The sequence below is a fragment of the Thauera phenylacetica B4P genome (genome assembly GCF_000310225.1).
Taxonomy (GTDB): Bacteria; Pseudomonadota; Gammaproteobacteria; order Burkholderiales; family Rhodocyclaceae; genus Thauera; species Thauera phenylacetica.
Genome location: NZ_AMXF01000128.1, coordinates 1 through 11,406 on the forward strand (window position 1 = coordinate 1; position 11,406 = coordinate 11,406).

At 68.8% G+C, this 11,406-nt stretch carries 12 protein-coding genes, 1 other RNA gene and 1 pseudogene; 10 read left to right on the plus strand and 4 right to left on the minus strand.

The annotated features are described in order from the left end of the window. Window positions 1–54: 54 nt before the first annotated feature. From ssrS to ilvD, 4 genes are all read right to left on the minus strand, one after another. Window positions 55–238: non-coding RNA, 6S RNA (ssrS, locus tag C667_RS25090), on the minus strand. A 23-nt stretch (window positions 239–261) separates the two neighbouring features. Then, a complete protein-coding gene (locus C667_RS14855; RefSeq protein WP_004367590.1) occupies window positions 262–564 on the minus strand; it encodes a cell division protein ZapA in 303 nt (100 codons plus the stop codon). A gap of 4 nt (window positions 565–568) precedes the next feature. Further along, window positions 569–763, minus strand: a complete 195-nt coding sequence (locus C667_RS14860) for a coiled-coil domain-containing protein (RefSeq protein ID WP_004367592.1) — start codon at window positions 761–763, stop codon at window positions 569–571. Between the two features lie 50 nt (window positions 764–813). Continuing rightward, window positions 814–2,664, minus strand: a complete 1,851-nt coding sequence (ilvD, locus tag C667_RS14865) for a dihydroxy-acid dehydratase (protein ID WP_004367594.1) — start codon at window positions 2,662–2,664, stop codon at window positions 814–816. A 150-nt stretch (window positions 2,665–2,814) separates the two neighbouring features. Here ilvD and C667_RS14870 point away from each other — a divergent pair, with 150 nt between their 5' ends. The 10 genes and pseudogenes from C667_RS14870 to C667_RS14905 form a co-directional block, all read left to right on the plus strand. Next, window positions 2,815–3,492, plus strand: coding sequence for a YceH family protein (locus tag C667_RS14870; protein WP_004367596.1), 678 nt, complete (start codon window positions 2,815–2,817; stop codon window positions 3,490–3,492). 58 nt (window positions 3,493–3,550) lie between these two features. Continuing rightward, the gene (gene lgt / locus C667_RS14875) at window positions 3,551–4,348 is read left to right on the plus strand and encodes a prolipoprotein diacylglyceryl transferase (protein ID WP_004367598.1); all 798 of its coding nucleotides are present in this window, start codon (window positions 3,551–3,553) and stop codon (window positions 4,346–4,348) included. Between the two features lie 122 nt (window positions 4,349–4,470). Continuing rightward, window positions 4,471–5,853, plus strand: a complete 1,383-nt coding sequence (locus C667_RS14880; protein WP_004367600.1) for a malonyl-CoA decarboxylase — start codon at window positions 4,471–4,473, stop codon at window positions 5,851–5,853. Next, window positions 5,804–8,317: an EAL domain-containing protein gene (locus tag C667_RS14885; protein ID WP_004367602.1), complete on the plus strand. Its 2,514-nt coding sequence runs from the start codon at window positions 5,804–5,806 to the stop codon at window positions 8,315–8,317. The genes C667_RS14880 and C667_RS14885 overlap by 50 nt, the downstream gene beginning before the upstream one ends. Then, the gene (locus C667_RS14890) at window positions 8,314–9,528 is read left to right on the plus strand and encodes a hypothetical protein (protein WP_004367604.1); all 1,215 of its coding nucleotides are present in this window, start codon (window positions 8,314–8,316) and stop codon (window positions 9,526–9,528) included. The genes C667_RS14885 and C667_RS14890 overlap by 4 nt, the downstream gene beginning before the upstream one ends. Beyond that, window positions 9,515–9,970, plus strand: a complete 456-nt coding sequence (locus C667_RS14895) for a hypothetical protein (protein ID WP_004367606.1) — start codon at window positions 9,515–9,517, stop codon at window positions 9,968–9,970. The genes C667_RS14890 and C667_RS14895 overlap by 14 nt, the downstream gene beginning before the upstream one ends. Before the next feature lie 145 nt (window positions 9,971–10,115). Beyond that, on the plus strand, window positions 10,116–10,262 hold the full coding sequence (gene hemP / locus C667_RS25095) for a hemin uptake protein HemP (protein ID WP_004367608.1): 147 nt from the start codon (window positions 10,116–10,118) through the stop codon (window positions 10,260–10,262). A 50-nt stretch (window positions 10,263–10,312) separates the two neighbouring features. Then, window positions 10,313–10,552: a (2Fe-2S)-binding protein gene (locus C667_RS25100; RefSeq protein ID WP_004367609.1), complete on the plus strand. Its 240-nt coding sequence runs from the start codon at window positions 10,313–10,315 to the stop codon at window positions 10,550–10,552. Then, window positions 10,549–11,028, plus strand: coding sequence for a bacterioferritin (bfr, locus tag C667_RS14900; protein WP_004367611.1), 480 nt, complete (start codon window positions 10,549–10,551; stop codon window positions 11,026–11,028). The genes C667_RS25100 and bfr overlap by 4 nt, the downstream gene beginning before the upstream one ends. Before the next feature lie 63 nt (window positions 11,029–11,091). Next, window positions 11,092–11,406: pseudogene (locus C667_RS14905) on the plus strand (hypothetical protein); the annotation flags it as partial.

Below are 11,406 nucleotides of genomic sequence, written 5' to 3' on the forward strand. Positions count from 1 at the left end.
GCGGGAGCAAGCGCAGAGGGCGCGGTGATCGCTCACCGCGCCCTCTGCGCTTTTAGGTCCCCCGCCTGTGCCGTCTCCGCCGGGCATCCTGAACCTTGGGTTCAGGGAGGTCGCGTTCCTTCCGCTTCAGGATCACCCGGCTAGGGGCGTTCACACCAGCGGCATCGATGGTCGGCGACCGAGTCTCTCGACTATTGGTTCAAGGAGTCTACGACTTCGACGAACACTGCAGGGGATTGACCGGTACTGCTCGAACTGCCTTCAGAAAAGCTTTTCCTGCTGCCCCAGGACACCGTCCAGGCGCGCTTTCATGAGTCCGATTCTACGCTTCATGCCCGGCATGTCAAACCCGTTGCCGCGCTGGTGCTGGAGGAACTCGTGGGCGATGTTGAGCGCGGTCATGACCGCCAGCTTCTCGCCCGAGGAGCCGGTGCGGGCACCGATTTCACGCAGCTTGTCGTCGAGAAAGGCGACGGTTGCGAGCAGTTCGTCGCGCGTTTCAGCCGTGCAGGAGATGCGGTACTCCTTGCCCAGCAGCGTCATGTCGAGGTGTTCGGCGGACATCGCTTCAGGCCTCCGGCAGTTTGTCGAGCAGGCCCTCGAGGCGATCCGCGGCGACGCGGACCTTGTCGGAGAGCCGGCGATTCTCGCCTTCGAGCTGCACGACGCGGCCGCGCAGGGCGGCGTTATCGGCTTTCAGGCGCTCGTAGTGGCTGATCAGGTGCTCGAGCTGGGCCTCGAGCTGTGCGAGTTCGGTATCCATGGCGTCGATGGTAGTGAGCGGCCGATGACGGGTCAATCGGCCGGGGTCGATCAGCGCTGGACCTGGGTGACGTCGCGCACCGCGCCGGTGTCGGCCGAGGTGGTGAGCGCGGCGTAGGCCTGCAGCGCGGCCGAGACCAGACGTTCGCGCTTCACCGGCTTCCACGCGGCATTGCCCTTTGCCTCCATCGCCGCGCGCCGGCGCGCGAGCTCGGCGTCGGCGATGGCGAGGTGGATGCGGCGGTTGGGGATGTCGATCTCGATCGTGTCGCCGTCCTCGACCAGCGCGATTGCGCCGCCGCAGGCCGCCTCGGGCGAGGCGTGGCCGATCGACAGCCCGGAGGTGCCGCCGGAGAAGCGCCCGTCGGTGAGCAGCGCACACTGCGCGCCGAGGCCGCGGCTCTTGAGGTAGGAGGTCGGGTACAGCATCTCCTGCATGCCAGGGCCGCCCTTGGGGCCTTCGTAGCGGATCACGACCACGTCGCCGGCCTCGACCTGTTCGCCGAGGATGCCATCGACCGCATCCTCCTGGCTCTCGAACACGCGCGCCTTGCCGGTGAACTTCCAGATGGACTCATCCACGCCGGCGGTCTTCACGATGCAGCCCTTCTCGGCGATGTTGCCGTACAGCACCGCGAGGCCGCCGTCGGCGGTGAAGGCGTGCGCCTTGTCGCGAATGATGCCGTGCTGGCGGTCGGCATCCAGTTCCTTCCAGCGCCGGTCCTGGCTGAAGGCGACCTGAGTGGGCACGCCGCCGGGCGCGGCGCGGTAGAAGGTGTGCACCGCCTCGTCGGCCGTGCGCTTGATGTCCCACTTCTCGAGCGCCTCGGCCATCGAGGCGCTGTGCACCGTCGGCACGTCGGTGTGCAGCAGGCCGGCGCGGTCGAGCTCGCCGAGGATGGACATGATGCCGCCGGCGCGATGCACGTCCTCGATATGCACGTCGGCGATCGCCGGCGCGACCTTGCACAGGCAGGGCACGTGGCGACTGATGCGGTCGATGTCCTTCATGGTGAAGTCGACGCCGGCCTCGCTCGCCGCGGCGAGCAGGTGCAGCACGGTGTTGGTCGAGCCGCCCATGGCCACATCGAGGCTGATCGCGTTCTCGAAGGCGCGGAAGCTGGCGATCGAGCGCGGCAGCACGGAGGCGTCGTCCTGCTCGTAATAGCGGCGGGCGAGATCGACGATGCGGCGGCCGGCCTCGCGGAACAGGCGCTCGCGGTCGGCGTGGGTGGCGAGCGTGGTGCCGTTGCCGGGCAGCGACAGGCCGAGCGCCTCGGTGAGGCAGTTCATCGAGTTGGCGGTGAACATGCCCGAGCACGAGCCGCAGGTCGGGCAGGCGGAGCGCTCGATGGCGTCGACCTCCTCGTCCGAGCAGTTCTTGTCGGCGGCCTTGACCATCGCATCGACGAGGTCGAGCGAGATCACCTTGGCCTCCCACTTCACCTTGCCGGCCTCCATCGGGCCGCCGGAGACGAAGATCGCCGGGATGTTGAGGCGCAGCGCGGCCATCAGCATGCCCGGGGTGATCTTGTCGCAGTTAGAGATGCACACCAGCGCGTCAGCGGTGTGAGCGTTGCACATGTACTCGACGCTGTCGGCGATGAGCTCGCGCGAGGGCAGCGAATACAGCATGCCGCCGTGGCCCATGGCGATGCCGTCGTCGACCGCGATGGTGTTGAATTCCTTGGCGACGCCGCCGGCCGCCTCGATCTCGCGCGCGACGAGCTGGCCGAGGTCCTTCAGGTGCACGTGGCCGGGCACGAACTGGGTGAAACTGTTGGCGATCGCGATGATCGGCTTCTCGAAGTCGCCGTCCTTCATGCCGGTGGCGCGCCACAGCGCGCGGGCGCCCGCCATGTTGCGGCCGGCGGTGGAGGTGCGGGAACGGTACTGGGGCATGGAGACGCTCCGGAAAATCAGCGGGAAAGAGTTCGATTCTAACGCGCGGTGCGCAGGCTTGCGACAAGCGCCGGCGCATACGGGGACGCCGCGGTGGGGCGGGCGATCCGGCTGGCGTATCATCCAGGGCCCGACACCGCAGGAGGCGCCATGCAGGACACGACCCCCACGACCGAGGCCGGCTTCGACCTCGACCCCGCCGAGATCCGCGTGCTCGGCGTGCTGATCGAGAAGTCCTTCATCACCCCCGACGCCTATCCGCTGTCGATCAACGCCATCACCACCGGCTGCAACCAGCTCACCGCACGCGAGCCGGTGATGAGCCTGTCCGAGTCGGAAGTGCAGGCTGCGATCGACAGCCTCATGGGGCGGCGCCTGGTCTCCAAGCGCGACCAGCAGAGCGCACGCGTGCCCAAGTACGAACACCTGGTCCGCCTGCGCCACTCGCTGCCGCCGGCCGAGCAGGCGGTGCTGGCGATCCTGCTGCTGCGCGGCGCGCAGACCGCGGGCGAGCTGCGCCAGCGCTGCGAGCGCCTGCACCGCTTCGACGACGTCGCCGCGGTGGATGCGGTGCTCGAGCATCTGGCCGAGAAGTACCCGCCCCTGGTCGCCGCACTGCCACGCACGCCCGGCACCAAGGAGACCCGCCACGTGCACCTGCTCGGCGGTGAGGCCGCGGTGCAGGAGATGGCCGAGGCCCAGTCCGCCGCAGCCGGCGGTGGCGGCCGCGGGCGCATCGGGGAACTGGAGGACGAGGTTCGCCGTCTGCGCGAGGAGCTCGACGCGCTGCGCGGCGAGTTCGCCGAGTTCCGCAAGCAGTTCGACTGAAGGCGAGCCGCCCAGCCGTCGACGCCTCACGCCTCACGCCTCACGCCTCACGCCCCTCATGCTCGTTCATCCCCAATTCGATCCGATCGCACTCTCCCTCGGCCCGCTCTCGGTGCGCTGGTACGGGCTCATGTACCTGGTCGCCTTCGCACTCTTCGTCGTGCTCGGCCGCCTCCACGCGCGGCGTCGGCCCGAACTGGGCTGGGATGCGCAAGGCATCGACGACCTCCTGATGTACGGGGTGATCGGGGTGATCCTGGGCGGACGCCTCGGCGAGGTGCTGTTCTTCCAACCCGGCTACTACCTGCAGCATCCGGGCGAGATCCTCGCGGTGTGGAAGGGCGGGATGAGCTTCCACGGCGGTTTCCTCGGCGTGCTGGCGGCGATGTGGCTGTACGGTCGGCGCCACGGCAAGCGCTTCTGGCAGGTCACCGACTTCATCGCGCCGCTGGTGCCGACCGGGCTGGCCGCCGGGCGGATCGGCAACTTCATCAACGGCGAACTGTGGGGCCGGCCGGCGGATATCGAGCTGCCGTGGGCGATGGTCTTCCCGTGGGTGGACGCGGTGCCGCGCCACCCCTCCCAGCTCTACCAGGCGGCGGGCGAGGGCCTGCTGCTGTTCCTGGTGCTGTGGCTCTACTCCGCCAGCCCGCGCCCGCTGCGTGCGGTGTCGGCGATGTTCCTGGTCGGCTACGGCACGCTGCGCTTCGTGGCGGAGTTCTTCCGCACGCCCGACCCGGGCATCTTCGGCACCCTGTCGCTCGGCCTGTCCACCGCGCAATGGCTGTGCGTGCCGATGGTCGTCGCCGGCCTGCTGCTGCTCGCCGGCGCGAAGCGGCGCGAGGTGGGCAGGTAACCCGGGTGTAAGGCAAGGGCGTGAATATCGCACACGAGACCTCGGGGGCTCGCACAAGCGACTCCTCAAAGCGGGCTATCATGTAAGCACGATATCCGAAACGAATCGGGCAGGAGGACGACATGAGCGGTGCAGGACTGGTTTCCCGCGGACTGAACCGCGTGCGCGAACTCGTCGCGAGCGCCACACATCTGGGCAAGGCGCCGGACGAGAGCGACCTCGAGCGCCTGCGCACCCAGCTCCAGGAGTGTGCCGAAGGTCGCGGTGGCGAGGTGTCCACCCGCCAGCGCGCCGCCCGCCTGGCCGAGACCTATCTGCGCCTGGACGACGCCGGCCGCCACGCCTTCCTGCGCCTGATCGCCCACGAGTTCGGCCCCGAACCCGCCCGCGTGGCCGCAGCCCACGCCGCCTACCAGGCCGCGATCGGAACCCCGCAGCAGTGGGACGCGGAGGCCGAGCTGCGCGGCGCGCTGCGCTCGCGCCGGCTGCGCATCCTCACCCAGTTCAACGCCATCCCGCAGGGCGTCAAGTTCCTCGTGGACCTGCGCGCCGACCTGCTGCGCTTCATTGCCGACGACCCTCTGCTCAAGCCGCTCGACCGCGAGCTCGAGACGCGCCTGTCGGCCTGGTTCGACGTCGGCTTCCTGGAGCTGCAGCGCATCACCTGGAGTTCGCCGGCCGCCCTGCTCGAGAAGCTGGTCGAGTACGAGGCGGTGCACGAGATCCGCTCGTGGAAGGACCTCAAGAACCGGCTCGACTCCGACCGCCGCTGCTACGCCTTCTTCCACCCGCGCATGCCGCTCGAGCCGCTGATCTTCGTGCAGGTCGCGCTGCTCGAGGAGATCGCCGACGACGTCCAGCGCCTGCTCGACATCGAGGCGCCACTCGCCGACGCGGGCCGGGCGACGACGGCGATCTTCTATTCGATCAGCGCCACGCAGAAGGGCCTGCGCGGGGTGAGCTTCGGCAACTTCCTGCTCAAGCGGGTGATCGACGACCTCAAGCGCGACTTCCCGCGCCTGAAGACCTTCGCCACGCTGTCGCCGATGCCCGGCCTGGTGCGCTGGGCGCAGCGCGACCCGGAGGCCTTCGCCGAGGCCTTCAACGCCACCGACTGGAAGCGCCTTGACGCGCTCGGCATCGAGGGCGGCGACTCGCCCCGCCTCGCCGCCCTGCTCGCCGGCGATCCGGCGTGGGCCGCGGACGAGGCGCTCGCCCAGGCCGTGCGCGAGCCGCTGCTGCGGCTGGGCGCGCGCTACCTGAGCGAGGCGCGCCGCGGCGACCGTCCGGTCGATTCGGTGGCGCGTTTCCACCTCGGCAACGGTGCCCGCATCGAGCGCCTGAACTGGCTCGCCGACCGCTCCGAGAAGGGGCTGCGCCATTCCTGGGGCCTGATGGTCAACTACCTGTACGATCCGGACAGCCTGGAAGCCAACCTCGAGAACTTCGCGGCCAATGGCAGCATCGCGGCCTCGTCCGCGGTGCGCAGGCTCGCCCGGCGCTGAGGTGCGCGTGCCGCCCAGCTCTTTCGATCTGCGCCCCTCTTCGATCCGTATCCGCCTGCTGCTCGCCAGCACGGTGGTGCAGATCGTCCTGCTCAGCCTGCTGCTCGCCAACAGCGTTCGGCTGATGAACAACGCGATGTCGGCGAGCCTGGAGACGACGATCGGCCAGACCGCGAGCATGCTGCACGCGATGGCCACGGCCTACGGTGAACAGGGACGGCTCGACGCGCTCGAGGACGTGCTCGGCGAGCTGCTTGCCGATGCCGACGAGGGGCTGCTCTACGTGCGCATCCGCGATGCCCGCGACCATCTGCTGGTGAGCGCCGGCATGCCGGGGCTGGAGCGGGTCCCTGAGCCCGACGAGCATCGGCGCCGCTTCATCGAAACCCTGCTCACCGACGACCTCGTGCATGTGCGCCGGCAGCTGCTGCTGCCACGCAACGAGGTCGGCGCGCTGCAGTTCGGAGTCTCGGTGTCGGTACTCGCCGCGGCGCGTGAGGCGATCATGCAGCAGGGCTTCGCGATCGCGATCGCGGAGATCCTGCTGACCTTCGTCCTGCTCTCCTCGCTCGGCTATTTCCTCACCCGCAACCTGCGCCTGCTCCTCGAGGGCAGCCGGGCAATCGCCAGCGGCTTCCTCGACTACCGGGTGGCGTCGCGCGGCAAGGACGAGCTTGCGGTGATCGCCGACCACTTCAACGTGATGGCGGCGACCCTGCAGAACCGCATTGCCGAACTGCAGGATACGGCCGTGCGACTGCAGGCCAGCGAGGAGCGCTACGCCCTCGCGCTGCGCGGCTCCAACGACGGCCTGTGGGACTGGGACATCGAGGCCGACGACATCTATTACTCCGAGCGCTTCTGCCAGATCCTCGGCGTGGAGCCCGGAAGCCTCTCCAGCAAGCCCGAGGACATCCTCGCCTACCTGCACCCACATGAGGCCGACGCCTACCGACAGCGCCTGATCGAGCACCTCAAGGGCAACAGCAACCACTTCATCATGGAGCTGCGCGCCCGCCTGCCAGACGGCGCCTACCGCTGGGTGCTGATGCGCGGAGTCGCCGACCGGGACGAGAACCTGCGCGCCTACCGGATGGCGGGATCGCTCGGCGACATCGACCTGCGCAAGCGCGCCGAACAGCAACTGGTGCACGATGCGCTGCACGACGGTCTCACCGGCCTGCCCAACCGGGCCATGTTCATCGAGCACGCCAATCGCGCGCTCGCCCAACGCCGGCGCGGCGACCTCGCCCAGATCGCGGTGCTGGCGATCAACCTCGAGCGCTTCAGCCTGGTCAACGACAGCTACGGCCATCTCGTCGGCGACGAGCTGCTGCGCCGCATCGGCGCCCACATCGCCGCGCTGATGCGCGACGGCGACGTCTGCGCACGCGTCGGCGGCGACCAGTTCGCCGTATTGCTCAACGGCGTGGAGAGCTCGATCGACGCGCTGCGCATCTGCGAGCAACTCGTCGCGCTCCCGGCCTTCGCACCCAACGGCAACGGCCAGCAGCTGCATCCCCGCTGCAGGGTCGGCGTGGCGATCAGCGACAACGAACGCGAGGACGCCGAATCGCTGCTACGCGACGCCGACAACGCCTTGCACAAGGCCCGCCGCAGCGAGAGCGGCCCGATCGAATTCTTCCAGACCGAGATGCACGCCGCCGCGCTGCGCGCCCTGCAGGTGGAGGCCGAGCTGCGCAAGGCGCTCACGCAGGGCGGGCTGCGGGTGTGGTACCAGCCGATCGTCGAGCTCGCCAGCCTGCGCCCGACCGGGTTCGAGGCCCTGGTACGCTGGCCGCACCCGACGCTCGGCCTGCTCTCGCCGGCTGAATTCATCCCGCTCGCCGAGGCGCTCGACCTCATCCACGACATCGGGACGATCGTGCTGGAACAGACTTGCGCGGATATTCAGGCATGGTCGGGCAAGCTGCCGGTCGATGCCCCGCTGCGCATCAGCGTCAACCTCTCCGCGCGCCAGCTCGCCCGTCCCGACCTGGCGGCCGAACTGCTTGCCGTCATCGACCGCAGCGCGGTCGCGCGCGACCGCATCCGCTTCGAGGTCACCGAGAGCGTGCTCGCCCATCCGGACGGACCGGCGATCGATCACCTCCACGCCCTGCGCGCCGCCGGAATCGGCATCCTGATCGACGACTTCGGCACCGGCTACTCCACGCTGAGCTACCTGCACACCATGCCGTGCAACCAGGTCAAGCTCGACGGCTCCTTCGTGCGCTCGCTGCCCCACGACCAGCGCCTGCGCGCGATCGTGCGCCACAGCATCGAGCTTGCCCACGACCTCGGGATGACGGTGGTGGCCGAATGCATCGAGGACGAGGCGCAGCTCGGGATCCTGCGGGCAATGGGCTGCGATTTCGGCCAGGGCTACCTGTTCTCGCGACCGCTCGACCGCGACGCCACCTTCACGCACTTGCACAGCCTCACCCCGGAGTCGGGCCGATGAGCCTTCCCACCCCCCTTCGCCACGCCATCTCGCTGCTCGCCGGCATCGCCGCGCTTTCAGCCGGCTTCGCCCCCGCCGCTGCATCCGAGCTGCAGGTCTCGGGCTTCGCCACCCTCGGGGCGGCGTACACCCGCTCGGACGAGCTGGAATTCGCCCGCGTGGGCATCGACGCACCCGGCGGCAACCGGGTGGACACCGGGCCGGATTCGGTGCTCGGTGTTCAACTCGGCTGGCAATCCGCGTACGGCAGCAGCGCGGTGCTGCAGGTGGTTACGCGCGAGACGCAGCGCGGCGACTACACCCCTCGCCCTGCCCTGGCCTTCCTGAGCCACGCCATCAGCCCCGCGCTGACCGTGCGCGCCGGACGCCTGCGCAGCCCCTTCTTCATGCTGTCCGACACGGCGGACATCAACTACAGCCAGCCCTGGGTGCGCCCCCCGGTCGAGGTCTACGGCCTCAACCCCTTCACCGACATGGACGGCGTCGACCTGCTGTACCGCAGCCACCTCGGCGGGTCCTTCATCGAGCTGCATCCGTATTTCGGCACCAGCCGCATCCCGGTGATCGGCGGCGGACGCGCGCATCTGCGCCAGCTCCGGGGCCTCACCGCGACCCTGGAGCGCGACGAGCTCAGCTTCAGCGCCAGCCACGCCGAAGCGGAGCTGTCGGTGATCCGGACCTCTCAGTCCTACCAGGATCTGGTCGAATCGTTGCAGCTCCCGCCGGCACTGCAGGCCCGCCTGAGCGGCAAGGGAGCACGGGCGAGCTTCAGCTCGCTCGGCATGCAATGGGACGACGGGCGCTGGCGGGTGATCGCCGAGCTCGCGCGGATGAGGGCGGACGCGTTCGTCAACAGCGCGACCGGCGCCTATATCGCGATCGGGCGCCGTTTCGGCGCGCTGACACCCTACGTGGGGCTGGCCCGGCAGCGCCAGGACCAGCCCATCGCCGACCCCACGCTGGCGGATTCGCCCGAGAGCGCAACCACGCTCGCGGCGTTCAACCGCTCGCGCAACCAGGCCCAGCGCAGCATCACCGTGGGCACGCGCTGGGACCTGACACCGCACGCCGCGATCAAGGCGGAGTTCAGCCACATCGATACCGAACGGGGTGCGCACGGCACCTTCATCGCACGTGGCGACCCCTTCGCGCCCGGGCTGGACGATCGCGACATCCATCTGCTGAGCGTCTCCGTCGATGTCGTGTTCTGATCCGCCCCTCTTCAACCGACGGCTCGGCCACGCGCTGCTCCTCCTGCTGGCGTTCTCGTTCTGGCAGGGCGCACAGGCGCAGGGTGTCGTACTGGTCAGCGCGCGCACCGGCGGCATCGCCGAGCTCGATCGCGAGACGGCGGCCCAGCTCTACCTCGGCCGACGCACCTCCCTGCCGGACGGACGCGGCGCCCGCCTGCTCGACCTGCCTGCCGGCCCCGAGCGCGATCTCTTCTACCAGCGGCTCACCGGCAAGAACCCCAGCCAGATCCGTGCGTACTGGTCGCGCATGGTATTCACCGGGCGCGCCCATCCGCCCCACGAGGTGAACGACCAGGAGGATGCCCTCCGCCGCGTGCTCGCCGACCCGAGCACGCTCGCCTACCTGCCCGCCGCATCCGTCACCGACCAGCCCCTGCACGTGCTGATGCGCCTCGAGTGACGCGCAAGCCCATTTGCCGCGCGCAGGCATTGCATGCGCTTCGATCTCATGCTCTAATGCGAATCATTCGTATTTTTAACGCCATTTGATCATGCAAGCTTCCTCTGCCCCTGCTGCAGCTTCCTCTTCCGCACCGGACGGGTCGGTGGAGGGGGATTCGGCCACGCCGCCGAGCCTCCTGCTCACCAGCAAGGCGCTCCTCGGCGACCGCCGCGAGCTGCGGATCGAACACGAGGGCAGCGAGTACATCCTGCGCGCGACGCGCAACGGCAAGCTGATCCTCACCAAGTGATCTTTCAGGCGATGCCATATCAGGGCAAAACCCCGTCGGGAGGCTAGACTATGTACGTGTGCGTCTGCAACGCGGTCACCGAGCGCGAGATCCACCATGCCGCTGCACAGGGCGCGAGGACCTTGCGCGACCTGCGCCAGTCGCTCGGCGTAACTGCCGAGTGCGGTCGTTGCGCTCGCTGCGCGCACGACTGCCTGCGTTCGGCCGTCACCCCCGCCCCCCATGCGGGGATGGCTGGTCTGCTCGCAGGCATCGCTCCTGCATTTCCCGTATCCCTGGAGGCAACATGAAAGGCGACAAGAAAGTCATCCAGTACCTCAACAAGCAGCTCACCATCGAACTCACCGCGATCAACCAGTACTTCCTGCATGCGCGCATGTACAAGAACTGGGGTTTCGCGCGCCTCGGCAAGCATGAATACGACGAGTCGATCGAGGAGATGAAGCATGCCGACCTGCTGATCGAGCGCGTGCTCTTCCTCGAAGGCCTGCCCAACCTGCAGAACCTCAACAAGCTGCTGATCGGCGAGAACGTGCCCGAGTGCATGCAAGGGGACCTCAAGCTCGAACTCGGCGGGCGCGAGAACCTGGTCGAGGCGATCGCGTATTGCGAGTCCTGTAAGGACTACGTTTCCCGCGAACTCTTCGAGCACATCCTGGAAGACACCGAGGAGCACATCGACTACCTGGAAACCCAGCTCGGCTTGGTCGATAGCGTCGGTCTGCAGAACTACCTGCAATCGCAGATGGAACCGAGCGCGTCCTGAACCCGTTCGACCCCGACCAACCCAACGCTGCCTCCGCGGAGGCGGCTCGCCGCCTCCGCCCCGATGCACCAAGCTGCCCAGGCATTGTCGCTGCTGCCTCCCTCCTCCCCGTCGCTGTCCGTCGACCACGAGTTCGCTCATGAAGCGACGGCAATCCATCCCCGCGCGACCGGGTCCGACGGCATTTTCCGCCCGACCGATGCTGCACGTGGCCTCGCAAGCTCGCCGCTGCGACGCGGCGCCCTCCTCGGCCTGATCGTTGCCGCCCACGTCGGCGGTCTCGCGCTGCTCGCCCGCCTCGCCGACGAGCGCCCGGCGCCCGCCGAGCTGGTGCCGATCCAGGTCGCGCTGATCGAGGCGCCCGCGGCCGTCGAGCCC

Excerpts from the sequence above, each read along its gene's own strand:
- C667_RS14855 (WP_004367590.1), bottom strand. The coding sequence starts at position 564 with ATGTCCGCCGAACACCTCGACATGACGCTGCTGGGCAAGGAGTACCGC.
- C667_RS14860 (WP_004367592.1), bottom strand. The coding sequence starts at position 763 with ATGGATACCGAACTCGCACAGCTCGAGGCCCAGCTCGAGCACCTGATC.
- ilvD (WP_004367594.1), bottom strand. The coding sequence starts at position 2,664 with ATGCCCCAGTACCGTTCCCGCACCTCCACCGCCGGCCGCAACATGGCG.
- C667_RS14870 (WP_004367596.1), top strand. The coding sequence starts at position 2,815 with ATGCAGGACACGACCCCCACGACCGAGGCCGGCTTCGACCTCGACCCC.
- lgt (WP_004367598.1), top strand. The coding sequence starts at position 3,551 with ATGCTCGTTCATCCCCAATTCGATCCGATCGCACTCTCCCTCGGCCCG.
- C667_RS14880 (WP_004367600.1), top strand. The coding sequence starts at position 4,471 with ATGAGCGGTGCAGGACTGGTTTCCCGCGGACTGAACCGCGTGCGCGAA.
- C667_RS14885 (WP_004367602.1), top strand. The coding sequence starts at position 5,804 with ATGGCAGCATCGCGGCCTCGTCCGCGGTGCGCAGGCTCGCCCGGCGCT.
- C667_RS14890 (WP_004367604.1), top strand. The coding sequence starts at position 8,314 with ATGAGCCTTCCCACCCCCCTTCGCCACGCCATCTCGCTGCTCGCCGGC.
- C667_RS14895 (WP_004367606.1), top strand. The coding sequence starts at position 9,515 with ATGTCGTGTTCTGATCCGCCCCTCTTCAACCGACGGCTCGGCCACGCG.
- C667_RS25100 (WP_004367609.1), top strand. The coding sequence starts at position 10,313 with ATGTACGTGTGCGTCTGCAACGCGGTCACCGAGCGCGAGATCCACCAT.
- bfr (WP_004367611.1), top strand. The coding sequence starts at position 10,549 with ATGAAAGGCGACAAGAAAGTCATCCAGTACCTCAACAAGCAGCTCACC.